This is a genomic window from Catellatospora tritici, assembly GCF_019083965.1.
Classification (GTDB): Bacteria; Actinomycetota; Actinomycetes; order Mycobacteriales; family Micromonosporaceae; genus Catellatospora; species Catellatospora tritici.
On record NZ_JAHRCY010000006.1, the window covers coordinates 273,953 to 294,214 of the forward strand.

Consider the following 20,262-nt stretch of genomic DNA (forward strand, 5'->3'; position numbering starts at 1 on the left):
TACGCGAAAGGGCCGGTGCGTGCACCGGCCCTTCACACGATCCGCACAGGCGGGTCAGCCCAGCTCGGCCAGCAGCAGCTCGGCGATCTGGACCGCGTTCAGCGCGGCGCCCTTGCGCAGGTTGTCGCTGGAGCAGAACAGCGCCAGGCCGTGCTCCACCGTCTCGTCGACTCGGATGCGCCCCACGTACGTCGGGTCCTGGCCCGCGGCCTGCAGCGGGGTGGGCACGTCGACCAGGTGCACGCCCGGCGCGACGGCGAGCAGCTCGCGGGCGCGGTCGGGGCTGATCGGCTGTGCGAAGCGGGCGTTGACCTGCAGCGAGTGGCCAGTGAAGACCGGGACGCGCACGCAGGTGCCCGACACCGGCAGGTCCGGGATGCCGAGGATCTTGCGGCTCTCGTTGCGCAGCTTCTGCTCCTCGTCGGTCTCGCCGGAGCCGTCGGCGACCAGCGCGCCCGCCAGCGGCAGCACGTTGAACGCGATCGGGTGGGCGTACACCTTCGGGGCCGGGTAGTCGACGGCGTTGCCGTCGTGGGTGAGGCCACGGGCCTGGCCGATCACGGCGCTAGCCTGCTCGTGCAGCTCGTCCACGCCGGTCAGACCGGTGCCGGACACCGCCTGGTACGTGGTGGCGACCAGCCCGGTCAGCCGCGCCTCCTCGTGCAGCGGCCGCAGCACCGGCATCGCCGCCATGGTGGTGCAGTTCGGGTTGGCGATGATGCCCTTGGGGCGGAGCTTGATCGCCTGCGGGTTGACCTCGGAGACCACCAGCGGCACGTCCGGGTCCAGCCGCCAGCCCGAGGAGTTGTCGACCACGACAGCGCCCGCCTCGGCCACCTTCGGCGCCAGCGCCAGCGAGGTGGTCTTGCCCGCCGAGAACAGCACGATGTCGAGCCCGCGGTAGTCGGCGGTGGCGGCGTCCTCGACGGTGATCTCGGTGTCGGCCCACGGCAGCGTCTTGCCGGCCGAGCGGGCCGAGGCGAACAGCCGCAGCTCGTCCACCGGGAACTTGCGCTCCGCCAGCACGCGGCGCATCACGCCGCCGACCTGACCAGTTGCTCCGACGATGCCGATTCTCATGCGCCCAGGGTAGCGATCGTGCTGCTCAGGCGAACTTCTCATCCCGGAATTCGGGCTGGCGTTCCAGCTCAGGCGTTGTCTCGTGCCCGGTGCGAAAGCCGGTGACCGCGCGCAGCGCCGGACTGTCGCCGTCGACGAGCACGGTCAGCTCGGTGACCTCCACCTGCGCGAACGCGTGGATACGGCGTACCCCCACGGTCTGGCCGGACGCGAGCACCGTGCCGCCGGCGACCACCTGGTGACGCGAGACACGCTGGCCACCGGCCAACTCCTCGCGCAGTTCGACGTGGTCGAGGACGACCGGCTGGGCGAACCGGGCCAGGTATCCGCCGGGGACCGGGGTGAGGCGCGCGGGTAGCGGGTCGGCGAACCGCCGGGTGAGTTCGCCGGTGAACTCCAGCAGCCGGGCGCGGTCGTGCGGGTCGAGCCGCCCCGAGCGATCCGGGGGTACGTTGAGCAGTAGTCCCGCGCCCAGACCCACCGACCGGTACCAGATGGCCAGCAGGTGCTCGGTGCTCTTGAGCGTGTCCAGGTCGTCAGGCTGCCAGAACCAGTGCCGACGGATCGGGACGTCGCACTCGGGCGGCGCGTAGCGGACGCTGTCGAGCGCGGCCTGCCGGTCGTCGTAGACGCTGACGCCGGTGCTGGCCACCGCGTAGGTGACCGGGTCGGCGGCCAGCCCGTCCTCGTTGCCGACCCAGCGGATGGTGGGGCGGCCCATGTTGAAGACCATCGCCTGCGGCTGGTACGCGTCGACCACCTTCATGATCGCGTCCCAGTCGTACCCGCGCCCCTCCGAACCCGCCCCGTCGAACCACAGCTCGGTCAGCGGCCCGTACCCGGTGCACAGTTCGGTGAGCTGGCGCAGGTAGAACTCGTCGTAGGCGGCCGGGTCGGGGTAGCAGGCGGCGTTGCGGTCCCACGGCGACAGGTAGAGCCCCAGGCCGAGTCCCGCCGCGCGGCAGGCTCGGGCCAGCTCACCGACCACGTCGCCGGTGCCGTCGCGCCACGCCGAGCCGCGCACGCTGTAGTCGGTGGTCTCGGTGGGCCACAGGCAGAACCCGTCGTGGTGCTTGGCGGTCAGCACGACGTACCGGGCTCCCGCCGCCAGCGCCGTGTCGACCCACTGCCGTACGTCCAGCGCGTCCGGCCGGAACGACGACGCGGGCAGCGTCCCGTCGCTCCACTCCCGACCGTGGAATGTGTTGACCCCGAAGTGCAGGAACAGCCCGAAACCAGCCTCCTGCCAGGCCAGTTGGTCGGCCGTCGGCAACACTGTCATCCCCGCCCCATCGTCACGCCGACCGCGCCCGCGACCACGCCGAGGGCGGCGGCCAGCCGCTTCCACATGTCCTGCTCGCCCAGCACCCGGGCGCCGAGGAACACCACCAGCAGCACGCTTACCTCGCGCAGCGGCGCGACCACGGTCACCGGGGCCATCGTCATCGCGGTCAGCGCCAGCATGTACGCCCCTGGCGAGCACAGCGCCGTGCCGAACACCTCGCGCCGGTGCTCGCGCCACACCTGCCGGGCCCGCGTCCGGTGCCGCAGCAGCCACGGCGTCAGCAGCAGCGTGCGGCCCACGTCGCCGCCCCAGTTGACCAGGATCGGCGACAGCGCCGCGGTGGTCACCGCGTTGCGGTCCCACAGCGTGTACGCGGCGATGAACACGCCCACCGCCAGCGCGTACAGCACCGGGCCGCGGCGGCGCAGGGCGTCGGCGTCGGGGCGGCCGATGAACGCCACGCTGACCGACAGCGCCAGCGTCCCCGCCCAGCCCAGCAGCCCCGGGTCCTCACCGAAGAACGGCACCGCGACCGCGCACACCAGCACCGGACCCAGCCCGCGCGCGATCGGGTACACCACCGACAGGTCGCCGACGGCGTACCCGCGCTGCAGCAGCAGGTAGTAGCCGGTGTGCAGCAGCGCCGCGCCGCCGACCAGCACCAGTGCGCCCGGCCCGAGCGAGTCCCAGCCGATGACCAGCGCCCAGACGCCGAACGGCGCCCAGATCAGCGAGGCGACCACCGACCACACCGCCACGAACGCGGTGCCGCCGACGGCGGCCTTCTTCGACAGCAGATTCCAGGTGGCGTGGCACACCACCGAGGCGGCGACCAGCGCGAACGCGAGCGGCGGCATCAGGTCGCCGGAACCGGGTCGCCGACCAGGCTGACGCCGGGCAGGTGGCTCTCGTGACGCAGGTCGTGGCCCAGCGCCGCGAGCACGGTCGGGGCCACCGACAGGTGGTTCACGCCGTCCGGGGCGGCACCGCCGACGCCGGCGCCGCAGGCGGCCAGCCAGGCCGTACGCTCCCAGCGGCTGCGTCCGCCGTGGCCGCCCGCGTCCACGTGCCCGTGGTCGGTGACGACGAGAAACGTCCAGTGCTCGGCCGGGTACGTCGGCCGGGCCTCGATCGCGGCGCGCACCCGGCCCACCCGCGCGTCGGCCCGCTCGATCGCGGCCACGTAGTCGCTGCCGCAGCCCACGGCGTGGGCGACCTCGTCCGGTTCGCCGAGGTACACGAAGGACGCGTTGAAGTCGCCCTGGCCCAGGGCGCGGGCCGCGTCGTCGGCGACCAGACCGTCGGCGGCGTCGTGCCCCAGCACCTCGCCGTCGGCGTAGCTGAGCCGGGTCGGCGGGGCGAAGACCGGGCCGCCGTGGGCGGTGGTCACCAGCGGCGCCCAGGCGGCGCCGACGAAGGTGGGCAGGCCCCGACGGCGTACGGTGGCGAACACGTCGCCGAACACGCCCAGCCGGTGGTTGGCGAACACGTTGCCGAAGATCCCGTGCACCCGGGGCGGCATGCCGGTGGCCACCGACGCCCAGCACGGGCCGGACAGCGTCGGGGCGTCGGTGCTCACCTCGAACTCGGCCAGGAACCCGGCCGCCTCGATCGCGTCCAGGTGCGGGGTGCGCGCCGCCCGCAACGTGTCCAGCCGGACGCCGTCCACGCCGAACACGACGACGTACCGGTCACTGGTCTTCATCTCAGGCCTCTCGCTCATGCCGCCCTCTCGCACTGTGTCTCATGATTCGCTCGCTCATGCCAGGCGCAGCCAGACCGCGCTGTCGGGGGCGACCTTGAGGTCCTGCAGCGGGTCGCTGGACAGCAGCAGGTAGCCGTGCGGCGGCAGCGGCACCGGGTGGTCGGAGAGGTTCACCAGGCAGGCGAAGCCGTCGCCGCGCCGGAAGTAGAGCACCCCGTCGGCGGCCGAACCGGCGTCGTCGAGCCAGGTCAGCGTGCCGTCGCCGAGGTCGGGTTCGGTGCGGCGCAGGTGCAGGGCGCGCCGGTACAGCTCCAGCATGGACGGGCGGCTGCCCGCCTGGGCTTCCGCGCTCAGCGCCGCCCACGAGTCCGGCTGCGGCAGCCACGGGTCGGCGGTGGCCCAGTCGGGGCTGAAACCGTACGGCTTGGTGGTGCCCGACCAGGGCAGCGGCACCCGGCACCCGTCCCGCCCCCGGTCGGTGTACCCGGATCGGATCCAGCGTGGGTCCTGCAGCAGTTCGGCCGGGATGTCCTGCACCTCGGGCAGGCCCAGCTCCTCGCCCTGGTACACGTACGCGCTGCCCGGCAGGGCGAGGCTGAGCAGGGCCGCCGCGCGGGCCCGGCGGGTGCCCAAAGCCAGGTCGGCGGCCTGTGTCATCGCATCGGGGGCGAAGCTGTGCGAGGTGTCGGCGCGACCGTAGCGGGTCACGTGCCGCACCACGTCGTGGTTGGACAGCACCCACGTCGCCGGCGCGCCGACCAGCGCGTGCGTGCTCAGCGTCTCGTCGATCACCGTCCGGAACGACAGCGCGTCCCACGGGCAGGACAGGAACGCGAAGTTGAACCCGGTGTGCAACTCGTCCGGGCGCAGGTAGCGGGTGAACCGCTCGGCGTTGGGATCCCACAGCTCACCGACGAAGACCGCCTGCTGCGGGTACGAGTCGGCGATGGCGCGCCAGCTCCGGAAGATCTCGTGCACGCCCTCCTGGTCGCGCCACGGCGAGATCGTGCCGGGGACGAGCGTGGACACGTCGGGCAGGGCCGGGTCCTTGACCAGGTGGTCGGCGACGTCGATGCGGAAGCCGTCCACGCCCCGGTCCAGCCAGAACCGCAGCGTGGTCTCGAAGTCGGCGCGCACCGCCGGGTGGCCCCAGTTCCAGTCGGGCTGCTCGGGGGCGAACATGTGCAGGTACCACTCGCCGTCGGCCACCCGCGTCCACGCCGGGCCGCCGAAGTGCGAACGCCAGTCGTTGGGCGGCAGTTCGCCGTGCGCGCCCCGGCCGGGGCGGAACCAGAACAGGTCCCGCTGCGGCGAGCCGGGCGGGGCCGCCAGCGCCGCCGCGAACGCGGGGTGCCGGTCGGAGCAGTGGTTGGGCACGATGTCGACGATGACGCGCAGGTCCAGCGCGTGCGCCTCGGCGAGGAACGCCTCGGCCTGGGCGAGGGTGCCGAACACCGGGTCGATGTCGCGGTAGTCGGCGACGTCGTAGCCGGCGTCGGCCATGGGGGAGACGTACCAGGGGCTGAGCCAGATCGCGTCCACACCGAGGCTGCGCAGGTGGGGGAGGCGGTCGCGCAGTCCGTTGACGTCACCGATGCCGTCGCCGTTCCCGTCGGCGAAGCTGCGCGGGTAGACCTGGTAGATGACGGCGTCGCGCCACCAGGGTCGGGAGTGCCTGCTCATGGGGTCTCCGGAGATCGGCGAACGGAAACAACGTGGAAAACGCTTTCTGTAGCGGATTCGAACCCTACTAGGCCGGTCTGGACTGGGTCAATGGTTCGGAAAGCGCTTACCCCACCAGGTGTCGCCGCGATGATCGGTGCCACCGGTCGAAGGTGCACCAGGGAGGCCCGGCACGACCGAAAGCGCCGATCATCGCGCCTCCAATGTAGACGATGGCCTGAGGCGTTGGCTGGCGGAAGGCCATCCTCCATGGTGACAGGCCAACGCCTGTCAACGGCGGGACGTGCGCCCGTGCTCGCGCAGGAGTTCGGTGACCCGGTCCACCGGGAGGCCCTCCGCGGCGTTGCCGCCGCGGCCGATCACCGTCGATGCGTTGAGCAGGCTGTTCAGGACGCTCTCCTCGGTCGCCTCGACCACCGCGGCGAAGAACGGGTCCAACGCGCGACCCTGCAGCGCGACGCGCTCCGAGGTGGTGCCGCGCGGCGCCCGCAGTCCGGTGGCCAGGGCCAGGAAGATCTCGCCGCTGGCGTGGTGGGCCGTCGAGCCGGTGCGGGCCAGGCCGAGCCCGGCCCGGGTGGCCAGCCGCCGACACCCGGCGGGGTCGATCGGCGCGTCGGTGATGATCAGGACGACGCAGGAACCGGCCGGGGGAGCGGTCGGCGCGGCCGCCTCCGGCAGCGCCTGCCCGACCGGTACGCCCGCCACGGTCAGCCGTCCGCGCTCGCCGAAGTTGGTCATCGCCAGCACGCCGACGGTGTGCCCGCTGGGGACCACCCGGGACGCGGTGCCGATGCCGCCCTTGAAGCCCAGGCAGCTCATGCCGGTGCCGGAGCCGACCGCACCCTCGGCGGGCGGCTGCGGGGCGCGCCCGGCGGCCCGGTCGGCGTCGGCCGCGGCGGCGCTGGCGCGGGCGGCGGCCAGCGCGGCGGCGACGTCGTCCCGGGTCACCTGCATCCGGCGGGACTCGCTGAGGAAGCTGTCATCGCACTCGGCGACCACCGGGATGATCACGTCGTCGTCGCCGATGGCGGGCTCCTCGGCCATCAGCAGTTCGCAGGCGGCGTCGTACACCCGGCCGAGCTGCATGGTGGAGGTGAGGAAGATCGGGGTCTCGACCAGGCCCCACTCCTGGGCGGACATGAAGCCGGTGCACTCGCCCGCGCCGTTGAGCACCGAGCCGCCCGCCGGGATGGGCGAGTGGAAGCCGTCGCCGCCCGGGTCGATCACGGTCACGCCGGTGCGCGCGATGCCGCGCCCCAGCGGCGGGGGCTGCTCGTCGCGCCACACGGTGGTGTGGCCGACGCCGACGCCGGGCACGTCGACGATGGAGCGGCTCGGGCCGCTGGGCAGGGAACCGATGGTGATACCGAGGTCAGTCGCGCGAGGCATGGGCGGGAGCCTAGCTGAGTCTCGACTCAGTAACGATCCCTCGATGTGGCTCGGTCGAGCTGGCATCATGCCGGGATGGCGAAGCTGGACCTGCCCGTGGTGTGGAGCGACGAGGTGCTGCGACACCTGCCCGACGCCGAGATCTGGATCGGCGTCCGCACGCCCGGCACCGAGCTGCCCGAACGCGCCACGGTGCTGCGCGCGGCGCTGGTGGGCGCGGGCGCGCGCCTGGTGCAGGCCCGCCCGCTCGCCGACGAACTGCTGGGACAGGCCCACGACCCGGCGCTGGTGGCGCACCTGCGCGACATCTACCGCGAGTGGGTCGACGGCGGCTACCTCGAATACCAGAACCGCGTCGTGCCGTACGTCTTCCCGACCGAGGCGATGCTGGAGGGGCTGCCACTGCGCCGCCCGACGGCCGTGCACGCCCGCGCCGGGCAGTTCTGCTATGACACGATGACGCTGGTCGGGCCGGGCACCTGGCCCGCCGCGCAGGCCGCCGCGCACGCCGCCGCGACCGCGGCCGACCTGGTCGCCGCGGGGGAGCGGGCCGCGTACGCCCTCTGCCGCCCGCCCGGCCACCATGCCACCCGCACTGGCTTCGGCGGCTCCTGCTACCTCAACAACGCCGCCGTGGCGGTGCTGGCGCTCCAGCGCGCCGGAGTCGGCCGGGTCGCCGTGATCGATGTCGACGCCCACCACGGCAACGGCACCCAGTCGATCTTCTATGACCGCGCCGACGTGCTCTACACCTCGGTGCACGTCGACCCGGGCGCGGGCTGGTTCCCGCACTACGCCGGGTTCGCCGACGAGACCGGCACCGGCGCGGGCGAGGGCGCCAACCTCAACCTCCCGATCGCGCCGGGCAGCGGCGACCAGCCCTGGCTGGCCGGGGTACGCCGAATGGCCGAGTTCGTCGCGGGCCGAGCCGACGCCATCGTGCTCTCCCTCGGCGTGGACGCCGCCGCCGACGACCCGGAAAGCCCGCTCCAGGTCACCGAGCAGGGCTACCACGACACCGGCGCCATCCTCGCCGAACTGGGCCTACCGGCGGTCGCCGTCCACGAGGGCGGCTACCACCTACCGACCCTCGGCTCCCTCACGGTCGCCACCCTGACCGGCCTCACCCACTGAGGCCGTTCGTGCAGTTTCGGGGAAACTGCACGAATAGCGGCCGAGATTCCAGCACTTTCCCCGAAACTGCGCCTACACCAGATCGGCGGGGTCGAGTCCGACCTCGCGGGCGGTGACCATGCGCATCCATTCGAAGGCCTGTTTGCGGGAGATGGCCTTTTCGTGGACGGTGAGCTGGACGGCGAGGCCGTCGATGATGGCGTTGATGCGCCAGGCGGCTCCGGCCGGGTCGTCGCAGGTGAAGGAGCCGTCGGCGACCCCGGCCGCGATGACCTCGGTCAGCCCCTCCTTCCAGCGCAGATCCATCTTCCGGGAGACCTTCTCCAGTTCGGGCGCGCGCAGCGCCTCCGACCAGCCGTCGATCCACATCAGCCACGACTTGGACCGCCCCGCCGGGGCGAGCAGCTTCACCAGCTTCTTCAGCTTCTCGGTGGATGTGGCGTTGGATTCGATGACCGCGTGGAGTCTGGCCACGTCCTGCTCGGCCGCGTACGCGAAAGCCTGCGCCAGCAGGGCGTCCTTGCTGGTGAAGTGGTAGAACACCAGCGCCTGGCTGACTCCGGCGGCCTTGGCGACGTCGGCCGTGCGCGTGTTGGCGAAGCCGCGTTCGACGATCACGTCCACGGCGGTGCGCAGCAGCGCATCGAGGCGTACTTCGGCAGTTCGTCGGGCCACGCGCCAAACCCTAACGCACAATCGACCAAGGCGAGCATCGGCTGAGCCGCTGATCAGGCCCTTGCCGGAGTCTCCACTGCGGTCGCGACCCCCCGCGCGGCGTCGGCGGCGATGCGTCGCCGACCACTCAACGCGAGCAGCGCGCCGAACCCGACCATCGCGGTCGCGACGAGGATGACGCTGCTCAGCGCGGTGCCACGGGAGATGAGCACGCCCGACAGCGACGAACCGGCGGCGAACCCGACATAGATACCAGTCCCTACCAGGGTGAACGCCTCGGTGCTCCGTCCGGTCGGGGCGATGTCGGTCACCAGCGCGCACTCGACCGCTGTTGTCGGGGATATGACCATTCCACCGAGGAACAGGATCAGCGCGAGGCTCGGCAGCCCGTGGGCCAGCAGCATCGCGGCGAAGCCGAGCGTGTTCAGGCAGAGCAGCAGCGCGAACAGCTTGGCCTGGCTCAGGCGCGGATTCAGGCCGGAGAACCAGATGCCGCCGGTGATGGATCCGGCGCTCCAGGCGGCGACCACGGCTCCGGCGAACTGCGGGGTGCCCAGGTCGGCGGCGTAGGCGGGGATGGCGACTTCCATCACGCCGTACGCGGCGGCCTCCAGGGCGCCGACGACCAGCACGACCACCATGCTGAGCAGCAGCAGCCGGGGCCGGTCGCGGCGCAGTGGGGCGGCGGTCCCGGCACCGGTGCGGATCTCGTGGTAGCGGGCGGTCAGGCCGGGTGCGGCGGCCAGGCCCAGTGAGCCGACGGTGGCCAGCAGCGCGGTCAGCACCACCGCCACGTACGGGTTGGCCACGGCGATGACCAGCGCGATCAGCATCGGCCCGAGCACGTACGTCAGCTCGACCGTGATCGCGTCGAAGGCGTACGCGGTCTTGGCGTGGGCGGGGGCGAGCCCCGGCAGCACCACCCGGGTGACCGCGCCGACGGGTGGGTTGGCCGCCCCGGCGACGGCCGCCAGCGCGATGATCAACCAGACCGGGTCCTGCCGCCACAGCACCACCACCATCGCGGTGAGCAGCGCGGCGTAGAGCACACCGGTGACCCGCAGGACCGCGGCGGCGTGGCCGCGGTCGCACAGGCGCCCCAGCCACGGGGCGGTGAACGCGGTGACGGCCGAGTGCACGCCGGTGGCGATACCGGCGATGGCGTACGAGCCGGTGCCGTGCTGCACGGCGAGCACGAACACCAGGGTCGCCATGCCGTAGGGCAGGCGGCCGATCAGGGACGGCACCGCCACCCGGGCGACACCCGGGCTGGCGATGAGGGCACGGTAACGGCGGGCAGCGGTGACGACCGCGAGGCCGGACATGGGAAATGCTCCAAGCGAGGGAAGAAGGGAGGTTCGGTGTCGGAGTGCGGTGGCGCACTCAACCGAACTGCCGCGCCGCCTGATGGCTCCAGCAGCGCTTGGCCACTACCTGCTCCTGCTCGACGGCTCCTGCATAGGCCTGCAGGGTTACGGTGAGGTCGAAATGGTCGGCCGTGACGTCCAGCGCGACGACGCACTCGGTGCGCACCCGCGCCTGCGGCCAGGCCACGGTGTACTCGGCGGTGGACCGGGCGGTCTGCCGCCAGGTGCGCCGGTCCACGCTGACCGACCCGGTGTAGCGTTCGGCGGCCGTACCGCCGGGAATTTGGTAGCTCGATCCGTGCTCGACCTGCGCGGTGGTGGTCCGGCCGACGACGTCGTCGATCACGCGCCAGACCACGGGGTCCGGGGCGTCGAGCGGGGCCGGTGCGCTTTCGTGCGCGGGTGCGGGCACGGTGTCCTGCGGCGGCGGGAGTAGCAGTTCGCTGCGGTCGCCGTACACGGTGAGGGTCGTCGGGCGCGGCGGCGCGACGGTGTTGGGCCAGTCGGTGCCGGTGACCGACAGCCGCAGCCGCCGACCGGGCAGCAGGGTGTAGGCGCACGCCTCGAACTCGACCGTGGTCTCGACCGGCTCGCCGGGGACCAGTGGGCACGGCTCGCGTAGTCCGTCGCGGCGGGTGAGGTTGAGGAATCCGCGCGTGATCAGGGTCGACGTGCCGTCGGCGGCGACGTCGCAGAGCTTCACCGAGACGCTGGCGACCGGCTGATCGGCCGCGACGGTCAGCCGCGCGTACGCGTGCCCGACCAGCTCCAGCGGCTCCTGGGCCACCGGCCAGTCCCAGGTCAGCGAGGCGGCGTCGTCGAAGCGCTGGTCGGTGGGCTGGCCCCAGGGCAGCCGTCCGGCGCAGCTGTTCCAGGCCGCGACGCCGGTGTCCGGCCGCACGGGGTGCACCCGCGTGCCGCCGCCCAGCGGCCGGGCGCGCGGTCCGCGCGCCTGCCACTCGGCGAGGCTGCGCCACTGCCCGGTCGCCAGCGCGGCGTCGGGCGCGGGCGCGGGGCCGGAGCAGCGGACGAAGAAGGTGTACGGCGGTTCGGCGGCCACGCTGTTGGCGGCACCGCGCAGCCACCGGTCGAACCAGCGGGCCAGCTCGGCCGCCAGGTCCAGGTGCGGGCCGGGCAGCGCGGTGTCGGCCGACATGTGGCTCCACGGCCCGGCCAGCAGCCGCGCCGGGGTGCCCGCCGCCAGCAGCCGCCGCACCGTGCGGAAGCTGTTGTTCCGGTAGCCGTCGGCCCAGCCCGCGACGATCATCGTCGGCACGGTGATCCGGCCGTAGCCGAGGTCGTCGGCGTACGGGTCGCGCAGCGAGCCGTGCCGCCAGTAGGGACCGTCGGTCTGCTTGTCCAGCCAGCGGATCAGCCACGGCTCGGTGCGCTCGATCCGCTCCACCCACCGCTCGCGCCAATCGTCTCGCTCCGGCACCGGCGGCAGCGCGTTCATGGCGATCATGTACGTCGGGTAGTCCACCACGTCGAGCAGCCGCAGCGAGCCGCCCATGAAGTGCACGTCGTCGGTGTAGCGGTCGTCGGTGGCGTAGATCGGCACGATCGCCTTGAGCGCGGCGGGGCGGCGCAGCGCGACCTGGATCGAGTTGAATCCGGAGTACGACGTGCCGTACATGCCCACGTTGCCGTCACACCACGGCTGCCCGGCCAGCCACGCGATGACGGCGACCAGGTCGTCCTGCTCGCGCACCGGGTACTCGTCGACGGCGGTGCCCTCGCTGGACCCGGTGCCACGCAGATCGAGGCGGCACACGGCGTAGCCGAACTCGTCGCGCAGCCGCTCGTATTCGGCGGCGTAGCCGGCGGTGAGATCGTCCTTGCGGTAGGGCAGCGCCTCCAGCAGGCAGGGCTGGGGCGTCTCGGTGGCGGGGAGGTGGAGGGTGGCCGCGAGGTGGACGCCGTCATCCATGGCGATCCGGACCCGCTTGCTCGTTCCCGTGGCCCGCGTGGCCATCAGACATCCCTCCCGGCTTCCCGGCAAGGCTATCCGCTGACTGAGTCGTCAGTCAATTAAGGGCGCTCGGCGGGGCTTCGACCAGGGCGGAAGCAACCGGTTACGCGCTCGGCAGCAGAGCGCGCAAACCGGCGACGTAGGTGTCGACGTCCGGTTCGCCCAGCAGTAGGCGTTGCAGGGCGTAGCCGGGGACCAGGCTGAACAGCACCGTCCCGACCGCGTGCGGGTCCGCTCCGGCGGGCAGGTGCCCGGCGGCGATCTGGCGGCGGGCCAGGTCGTCGAAGTGGTGCCGGATGGTGCCGTAGACCCGTTGCACGAAATCGGCCAGCTGCGGGTTGCGCAGCGACTCGGCCCAGACCTGCAGCGCCATCGGGAACACCCCTTCGGCGCCGAGCTGCGGTTCGACCGTACGCAGCAGGCGGCTCATCGCCTCGGCCGGCGGCGGCACGGGATCATCCCGGCGCACCTGGTCGAGGATGGTGCTGATCATGCCGATGACGTCCTCGGCGATCGCCTGGATCAGGTCTTCCTTGCTGCGGAAGTACCGGTAGAAGGCGCCGACGGACAGCCCCGCCTCGCTGATCACGTCCTGCATCGAGGTCGCGTGGAAGCCGTTTCGGGAGAAACAGACCCGGGCGGCCTCGATGATCTGCTGGCGACGGGCGGCGAGGTGGGCTTCCGAGACGCGGGGCATGGTTCAGATCATAAAACGAACGATCGTTCTTGACAGGGGGCCTGGTTGAGGCGCATCTTTTCCCGTAAAGAGAATGAACGTTCGTTTTAAGGAGCCCCGATGCGCCGCACCCCACCCCCGGCGGCCCTCGCCGTGATCATCGCCGCGGCGGTGATGGTCCTGCAGTCCCTGCTGCTGCCGCTGTTCGCCGCGCCCGCCGCCAACCTGGAACCTCGCGACCTGCCCGTGGTGGTTACCGGTCCCGCCCCGGCGGTGACGGCGTTCACGGCCAAGATCGAGGCGACGAACCCGGGCGCGTTCGAGATCACCCAGGTCGGCGACGCCGCGGCGGCCGACGCCGCGGTGCGCGAACGGGACGCGTACGCGGCCTTCATCCTCGGCGCCGACGGCGTCCGGCTGCGCACCGCCTCGGCCGCGTCCCCCGCCGTGGCGAACCTGCTCGCCGGAGCCGCCCAGCGGCTCGGCGCGGGCGGGATGACCGTCACCGTCACCGACCTGGCCCCGCTGCCCGCCGCCGACCCGCACGGCGGCGGCTTCGCCTCCGGCTTCTTCCCGCTGGTCATCACCTCGATCCTGGCCGCCGTCGCGCTGTTCTTCGCGGTGCCCCGCTTCGGCGCCCGCGCGCTCGGGCTGCTCGCCTTCGCGGCGCTGTCCGGTGCCGTGGGCGCCACCGTGCTGCAGGGCTGGCTCGGCGTGGTCGGCGGTGACTGGCTGCCGGTGGCGGGCGTGCTCGCCCTGATCACGCTGGCGATCAGCGCCACCGTAAACGGCCTGGCCGGGGTCGCCGGTCCGCGCGGCATCGCCCTGGGCGCCGTACTGGTGCTGCTGGTCGGCAACGCGCTCGGCGCCGTCGGCGCCGCACCGGAGCTGCTGCCCCAGCCCTGGGGCGAGGTCGGGCAGTGGCTGCCCATCGGTGCCGGGGCGACCCTGCTGCGCTCGGTCGCCTGGTTCGGCGGCGCGGGCGGCACGGCGGCGCTGTGGGTGCTGGTCTCCTGGGCCGTAGTTGGCCTGGCCCTGGTCGGGCTCGGCTGGCTGGGCCGCAAGGAGGACGCCCCGAAGCACAGCGCCGACGTGGAGCCGCACGAGGCAGCCCGGCGGCTCGGCGCTACCGTGGCAGGCTGAGGCCGACGACCGGATCGCCGGACGCGCCCGCCCGCGCATCCGGCAATCCGGCGTCAGCGCGCAGGAATGCGCACGGCGAAGCCGGTGTTGGCCTCGGTGGAAGTCCATCTGCAGGAGGCGAACGACGTGCTCGACCCACAGGAGCTGTACCAGCTGACCGACGACCTGCCCGAGCTGGGCCGGCCGGTCCTGCTGCACGCGCTGTCGGGGTTCGTCGACGCCGGGTCCGCCGGTCGGCTGGCCCGCGAACACCTGCTCGACACCCTCGACTCGCAGGTCGTCGCCACCTTCGACCTGGACCAGCTGCTCGACTACCGCTCCCGGCGGCCGCTGATGCACTTCGCGGCCGACCACTGGGAGTCCTATGACGAGCCCGCGCTGGAGCTGCACGCCCTGCGCGACCACGACGACACCCCGTTCCTGCTGCTCACCGGCCCGGAGCCGGACCTGCAGTGGGAGCGGTTCGTGGCCGCTTCGAAGATCCTGATCGAGGCGCTGCAGGTGCGGGTGACCATCGGCATCCACGCGATCCCGATGTCGGTGCCGCACACCCGGCCCACCGGGGTCACCGCCCACGGCACCCGCCCGGAGCTGATCGTCGGCCACGAGCCGTGGATCGCCAACGTGCAGGTGCCCGCGAGCATGACGAACCTGCTGGAGTTCCGCCTCGGCCAGGCCGGGCACGACGCCATGGGCTTCGCCGCGCACGTGCCGCACTACCTGGCCGACAGCGAGTACCCGCCCGCCGCCGAACTGCTGCTGACCTCGGTGTCGCGCGCTACCGGGCTGCTGCTGCCGACCGAGGACCTGCGGGACGCGGGCGAGCGGGTGCGCGCCGAGATCGAGCGCCAACTCGTCGACAACCAGCAGGCCGCCGCGGTGGTGCGCGCGCTGGAGGAGCAGTACGACGCCTTCACCCGTGGCCGCGCCGGCAACCTGCTCACCGAGCCCACCCCGCTGCCCACCGCCGACGAACTGGGCGCCGAGCTCGAGCGCTTCCTCGCCGAGCACCATAACAACGAAAACCCCAAAGACTGACGCAAGGAAGGGGCCCTTCGTCGGCTCGCGTCAGCGGGACGAGCAGAGACTGCGCTCGCAATGCGTAGCGGAAGGGCCCCTTCTTAACGCAGCCTGGTCGATGCCTGAATGTGACGTTCGGCTGCGACCCTCGGGCGCATGGCGAACGGGGCGCACACCGACGGAGTCCACCGCGACGCACTGGGCCGGGCGCTGGCCTGGCTGGCCCACCCGGTCAGTCTGACCGGCCTGGCCCTGCTGCCGCTCAACGACCACCTGCTCAAAGCCTGGTATCCGGGCCCGGTCACCGGCAAGCTCAGCGACCTGGCCGGGATGCTGATGTTCCCGCCGCTGCTGGCCTGCCTGCTGGCACTGGTGCCCCGGCTTTCCGTGCGAGTGCTCGGCCCGGCCGCGCTGGCGCTGACCGGAGCTGGATTCACGCTGGTGAAGGCCACGTCGGAAGGGGCCCGAGCGGCGTCGCAGGCGTGGTCGGCACTGCACGGCCCGTCGGCCATCCGCGCCGACGCCACCGACCTGATCGCGCTGCCGGCGCTGGCGCTGGCCTGGTGGGCCTGGCAGCGCAGCGCGCGCGGCACGCGGCCCGGCCACCGGACCCTGCGCGCGGTGCGCGCGCTGGTGCTGGTGCCGACGGCGCTGGTAGCGACGGTGGCCACCAGCGCGCCCGAGTGGCCGGAGACGAACTGGGTGGGCGCGGACAGCTCCGGCGCCATCCTGGTCGAGACGATCGACGGTTACAGCGACGAACACCAGGCGCTGATCCGCAGCACCGACCACGGCATCACGTTCGAGCCGGTGCGCCAGACCGAGCCCTGGCGACCGCAGGCGGCCCAGCTCCAGGACTGCCTGGGCCAGGACTGTTACCGCGTCGTGCCGGGCGAACTGCACGTCCAGTCCAGTCAGGATGGCGGACGCACCTGGGCCACGGCCTGGCAGGTGCGCGGCCGTCAGCTCGCCGCGCTGACCGAGGCGTACCACGACCGGGGCATCCTGGGCCTGGGGGTGGCCGACACCCCGCCGGGCAATCTCACCTCGCGGGGGCTGCGGGTGTTCCCCGCCGGAACCGGGTACGTGGTGATCGTCGCGAACGGGCGGGACGGCATCCTGCTCCGCGACGTCGACGGCACCTGGACCCGCCTCGGCACGTGGAACTACGACCGGATCACGCCGCCACCGGCGCTGGTCGACGTGTGGGAGCCGTCGACCGGTGGCCGGGTGGCGCTGGCGCTGCTCACCGCGGGCGCGATCGCGCTGCTGGCACTGCTGGCCGCGGCGGTCGCGGCGCGGGCGTCCGGACCGGACGGACTCGCTCGTCGCCTGCTGCTGTTCGGCGCGCCGGTGCTCGGCGGCGCGACGCTGTTCGTCGACACGCTGTACGCCTCCACTCCCGGCCCGGAGGGCCTCGGCGATGTCGCCGGTCCGGTGCTGCTCGCGGTGAACCTGGCCGTGCTGGCGGTGGCGGGATGGGCGCTGGTGGTCTGCGTACGCGCAGGGCTGCTGCCGGTCGGGCGGCTGGCGCTGGTGCTGCTCGCGGTGGCGGCGGGGGTCGGCCTGACCGCCTGGTGGCACGACGGGGTGGCGGTGGAGGGCCTCGACAGCGGGTTCTCCCGAGCCCTGTCGGTCGTGGTGCACATCGTCGTGGCGCTGGTCGTGACGGGTCTGGCGGTGGCGGTGGTCCGGCTGCGACGAGCACGGTCGGAGGGGCCCTGAGCAGTTTGGAGGGACGTCGACCCGTTGCCGGGTATTGCCCAGCGGGGCGACAGCTTGCATGCTGACCTGACTCTGTACGTGTACGAGAGTGAGGCGACGATGCCCTTCCGCAGTCCGATGGCCGACGTCGAGATCCGCGAGGTCTCCGTCACCGAGCTGGTCCTGGGCGGCGCCGCCGCGCGCGGGGAGCATCCGGCGCTGGTGGATGGCCGCACCGGGCAGACGATGACGTACGCGCAGCTCGCGCACGGCGTCGACCGGCTCGCGGCCGGGCTGGCCGGGGCAGGCGTGCGCCCGGGGCATGTGGTCGCCCTCTTCAGCCCCAACTCGCTGCTCTACCCGGTGGTCTTCCACGCGGCGATCGCCGCCGGTGCCACCGTGACCACCGTCAACGCGCTGTCGACGGTCAAGGACCTGCAGAACCAGATCGCCGACTCCGGTGCCACGATCCTGGTCACCATCTCGGCGTTCCTGGACCGGGCGGCGGCGGTCGCCGGGCAGGTGCAGGAGATCCTGGTGTGCGACAGCGCGGCGGGGTACCGGTCGGTCACCGAGCTGATGGCGACCGCCGAACCCGCGCCGGACGTGACCGTGGACCCGGCGACGACGCTGGCGGTGCTGCCGTACTCCAGTGGCACCACCGGGGTGGCCAAGGGCGTCATGCTCACCCACGCCAACCTGGTGTCCAACGTGGTCCAGTCGCAGCAGGTGGTCAAGTACGACCCCGCCGACCGGGTCATGGCGGTGCTGCCGTTCTTCCACATCTACGGCCTGACCGTGCTGATGAACATGGCGCTGTCGGCCGGGGCGACGCTGGTGGTGCTGCCCCGCTTCGATCTGCCCGAGTTCCTGGGCGCGCTGCAGGACCAGAAGGTGACCCGGGCGTTCGTCGCTCCGCCGATCGTGCTGGCGCTGGCCAAGCACCCGATGGTCGCCGAGTACGACCTGTCCGTGCTGGAGGTCGTCTTCTCCGGCGCGGCCCCGCTGGACGGCGACCTGGCGCAGGCGTGCGCGGCCCGGCTGGGCTGCGTGGTGAAGCAGGGCTACGGCATGACCGAGCTGTCGCCGGTGTCGCACGCGCAGGTGCACGGCGACCCGAGGGTCAAGCCCGGCACGGTCGGCCCGCTGATCCCGAACACGCTGGCCCGGGTCGTGGACGTGGCCACCGGCGACGACCTCGCGGTCGGCCAGGCGGGCGAGATCTGGATCAAGGGTCCGCAGGTGATGCGCGGCTACCTGGGCCGCCAGTCGGACACCGACGCCACCGTCGACGCCGACGGCTGGCTGCACACCGGTGACGTGGGGCTGGTCGACGCCGAGGGCGACTGGTTCATCGTCGACCGGGTCAAGGAACTGATCAAGTACAAGGGGTACCAGGTGCCGCCCGCCGAGCTGGAGGCGGTGCTGCTCGGGCACCCGGGCATCGCCGACGCGGCCGTGGTGGCCGGGCACGACGCCGACGGTGAGGAGATCCCGCACGCGTTCGTGGCGCTGGCTCCGGGCACGGAGTTGTCGGCGCAGGACGTGCAGGACTTCGTCGCCGAGCGGGTCGCGCCGTACAAGCGGGTGCGGGCGGTGACGTTCGTGCCGGTGATCCCCAAGAGCGCCTCCGGGAAGATCCTGCGCAAGGACCTCCGCGCGCTGCTGTAGAGCCTTACCCGATCGTGCGCGTCCCTCCTCCGCGCGCGAGTTGCCGGGCAATCGGGCGTTTCCGGGCATCCGGTCACCCCGATTGCCCGGCAATACCTGGTCAGGGACTAGCGTGACCTGGTGCTGGCCGCCTTTGCTCCAATCTGGATGATCACCGCGCTGGGTTGGGGAACCATTCGCTTCGGCGTGCTCACCCGCGCCACCCAGCAGGCTCTGGCCGCGTTCACGTTCCTGGTGGCGATCCCGGCGGTGCTGTTCACCACGCTGGCCAAGACGCCGCTGGGCGGGCTGCCGCTGCGGCCGCTGGCCGCGTTCGCGCTCAGCACACTGGCGGTCGGGCTGCTCGGGTACGGGTTCGCGCGTCGGTTCCTGCCCGGCCGCAACGGCGACCGGGTGATCACGGCGATGTCGGCGGCGTACGTCAACTCCGGCAACCTGGGCATCCCCGTCGCCGTCTACGTGCTGCGCGACGTCTCCCTGATCACCGCCGTGCTGGTGTTCCAGACCATGCTGGTCACCCCGCTGATCGTCGGCCTGCTCGACGCCGACGCCAACGGCGGCCCGGGGCGGTGGCGTCGGATCGCGCTGCTGCCGCTGCGTACGCCGGTGATCCTCGGCTCGCTGTTCGGGGTGCTGGCCAGCGCGAGCGGCTGGCGCCCGCCGGACTGGGCGCTGCACTCACTGGAGCTGCTCGGCGGCGCGGCGGTGCCCGCGGCGCTGTTCGCGCTGGGCATGTCCCTGCACCGCGACGCGGTCGAGCCGACCGCCGAACTCCGGGACGTGGCCGCGCCCAGGCGGGGTGCCGGGGTGGGCGTCGCGGTGGCCCTGAAGGTGCTGGCGCAGCCGCTCGCGGCGTACCTGGCGGGCCGGTTCCTGTTCCACCTCGGCCCGGCCGAACTGGTCGCGGTCACCGTCGTCGCGGGCCTGCCCACCGCGCAGAACACCTTCGTCTACGCCACCGAGTACCGCGCGGGGGCCGACTTCAGCCGTGACGCGATCCTGGTGTCGAGCCTGCTGTCGATGGCCACGCTGACCGCCATCCTCGCCCTCACCCAGGGGTAAGGAAGGGCCCCTTCTTATCGCTTCCCGTAGGGGAAGGGCCCCTTCTTAACGGGCGGCTTGGCTACTTGGCGGGCGAGCGGGCGAGCGGGCGAGCGGGCGAGCGGGTGAGTGGGCGCACGAGCGAAGATGAGCGTTCAACAATCGGCTTGGTAGGCTCCGGGCTGGGAGGATGATCGATTATGGCCAAGAACAGTGGACCGCAGGTCGGCGACGTGGCGCCGGACTTCACTCTCGTGTCGAACACCGGCGAGAAGGTGACGCTCAGCGACTTCCGTGGCAAGCAGGCCGTGGTGCTCTACTTCTACCCCAAGGACAACACGCCCGGCTGCACCGCCGAGGCGTGCTCGTTCCGTGACAGCTACGAGGTCTTCAGCGAAGCCGGTGCCCAGGTCATCGGGGTCAGCTCCGACTCGGTCGACTCGCACGAGGGCTTCGCCCAGCGCTACAAGCTGCCGTTCGTGCTGCTGTCGGACGCCGGTGGCGACGTGCGCAAGTCGTACGGCATCCCGCCGTCGCTGTTCGGGCTGCTGCCCGGCCGGTCGACGTACGTCATCGACCGCGAGGGTGTCGTGCGCCACGTCTTCACCGCGATGGGCAGCATCGGCAAACACGTCAACGGCGCGCTCGAAGTGGTCAAGCAGCTCAACCCCGCCTGACCGACCCCGGCTCACCCGCCCGGCGGTTACGGCGCCGCCG

Annotated in this window: 17 protein-coding genes; 7 read left to right on the forward strand and 10 right to left on the reverse strand. The window is 72.4% G+C overall.

What is annotated here, in order from left to right:
• Positions 1-54: 54 nt before the first annotated feature.
• From KUA19_RS15975 to KUA19_RS16000, 6 genes are all read right to left on the reverse strand, one after another.
• Complete coding sequence (locus tag KUA19_RS15975) at positions 55-1,080, reverse strand: aspartate-semialdehyde dehydrogenase (RefSeq protein ID WP_217396782.1); 1,026 nt, start codon at positions 1,078-1,080, stop codon at positions 55-57.
• 25 nt (positions 1,081-1,105) lie between these two features.
• Positions 1,106-2,362 (reverse strand): alpha-L-fucosidase, encoded by a 1,257-nt coding sequence (locus KUA19_RS15980; RefSeq protein WP_217396783.1) that lies wholly within the window; start codon positions 2,360-2,362, stop codon positions 1,106-1,108.
• Complete coding sequence (locus KUA19_RS15985; protein WP_217396784.1) at positions 2,359-3,222, reverse strand: EamA family transporter; 864 nt, start codon at positions 3,220-3,222, stop codon at positions 2,359-2,361. The genes KUA19_RS15980 and KUA19_RS15985 overlap by 4 nt, the downstream gene beginning before the upstream one ends.
• The gene (locus KUA19_RS15990) at positions 3,222-4,088 is read right to left on the reverse strand and encodes an alkaline phosphatase family protein (protein ID WP_217396785.1); all 867 of its coding nucleotides are present in this window, start codon (positions 4,086-4,088) and stop codon (positions 3,222-3,224) included. Before KUA19_RS15990 ends, KUA19_RS15985 begins: the two co-directional genes overlap by 1 nt.
• Before the next feature lie 36 nt (positions 4,089-4,124).
• On the reverse strand, positions 4,125-5,753 hold the full coding sequence (locus KUA19_RS15995) for a glycoside hydrolase family 13 protein (RefSeq protein ID WP_217396786.1): 1,629 nt from the start codon (positions 5,751-5,753) through the stop codon (positions 4,125-4,127).
• 270 nt (positions 5,754-6,023) lie between these two features.
• Positions 6,024-7,142 (reverse strand): P1 family peptidase, encoded by a 1,119-nt coding sequence (locus tag KUA19_RS16000; protein ID WP_217396787.1) that lies wholly within the window; start codon positions 7,140-7,142, stop codon positions 6,024-6,026.
• A 75-nt stretch (positions 7,143-7,217) separates the two neighbouring features.
• Between KUA19_RS16000 and KUA19_RS16005 the strand changes: the two genes are divergently transcribed.
• The gene (locus KUA19_RS16005) at positions 7,218-8,276 is read left to right on the forward strand and encodes an arginase family protein (RefSeq protein ID WP_217396788.1); all 1,059 of its coding nucleotides are present in this window, start codon (positions 7,218-7,220) and stop codon (positions 8,274-8,276) included.
• Between the two features lie 72 nt (positions 8,277-8,348).
• On the opposite strand, the gene KUA19_RS16010 is transcribed toward KUA19_RS16005, so the two are convergent.
• From KUA19_RS16010 to KUA19_RS16025, 4 genes are all read right to left on the reverse strand, one after another.
• Positions 8,349-8,951, reverse strand: coding sequence for a TetR/AcrR family transcriptional regulator (locus KUA19_RS16010; RefSeq protein WP_217396789.1), 603 nt, complete (start codon positions 8,949-8,951; stop codon positions 8,349-8,351).
• A gap of 53 nt (positions 8,952-9,004) precedes the next feature.
• On the reverse strand, positions 9,005-10,276 hold the full coding sequence (locus tag KUA19_RS16015; protein WP_217396790.1) for an MFS transporter: 1,272 nt from the start codon (positions 10,274-10,276) through the stop codon (positions 9,005-9,007).
• A gap of 58 nt (positions 10,277-10,334) precedes the next feature.
• The gene (locus tag KUA19_RS16020) at positions 10,335-12,293 is read right to left on the reverse strand and encodes a CocE/NonD family hydrolase (RefSeq protein WP_217396791.1); all 1,959 of its coding nucleotides are present in this window, start codon (positions 12,291-12,293) and stop codon (positions 10,335-10,337) included.
• Between the two features lie 100 nt (positions 12,294-12,393).
• A complete protein-coding gene (locus KUA19_RS16025) occupies positions 12,394-12,987 on the reverse strand; it encodes a TetR/AcrR family transcriptional regulator (RefSeq protein ID WP_217396792.1) in 594 nt (197 codons plus the stop codon).
• A 99-nt stretch (positions 12,988-13,086) separates the two neighbouring features.
• Here KUA19_RS16025 and KUA19_RS16030 point away from each other — a divergent pair, with 99 nt between their 5' ends.
• The 6 genes from KUA19_RS16030 (at position 13,087) to KUA19_RS16055 (ending at position 20,222) form a co-directional block, all read left to right on the forward strand.
• Positions 13,087-14,109 (forward strand): hypothetical protein, encoded by a 1,023-nt coding sequence (locus KUA19_RS16030; RefSeq protein WP_217396793.1) that lies wholly within the window; start codon positions 13,087-13,089, stop codon positions 14,107-14,109.
• Between the two features lie 126 nt (positions 14,110-14,235).
• Complete coding sequence (locus KUA19_RS16035; RefSeq protein WP_217396973.1) at positions 14,236-15,147, forward strand: proteasome assembly chaperone family protein; 912 nt, start codon at positions 14,236-14,238, stop codon at positions 15,145-15,147.
• A 138-nt stretch (positions 15,148-15,285) separates the two neighbouring features.
• Positions 15,286-16,854, forward strand: a complete 1,569-nt coding sequence (locus KUA19_RS16040) for a hypothetical protein (protein WP_217396794.1) — start codon at positions 15,286-15,288, stop codon at positions 16,852-16,854.
• A gap of 99 nt (positions 16,855-16,953) precedes the next feature.
• Positions 16,954-18,504, forward strand: coding sequence for an AMP-binding protein (locus tag KUA19_RS16045; protein WP_217396795.1), 1,551 nt, complete (start codon positions 16,954-16,956; stop codon positions 18,502-18,504).
• Between the two features lie 120 nt (positions 18,505-18,624).
• Positions 18,625-19,566 (forward strand): AEC family transporter, encoded by a 942-nt coding sequence (locus tag KUA19_RS16050; protein ID WP_217396796.1) that lies wholly within the window; start codon positions 18,625-18,627, stop codon positions 19,564-19,566.
• A 179-nt stretch (positions 19,567-19,745) separates the two neighbouring features.
• Positions 19,746-20,222 (forward strand): peroxiredoxin, encoded by a 477-nt coding sequence (locus KUA19_RS16055; protein WP_217396797.1) that lies wholly within the window; start codon positions 19,746-19,748, stop codon positions 20,220-20,222.
• Positions 20,223-20,262 lie beyond the last annotated feature (40 nt).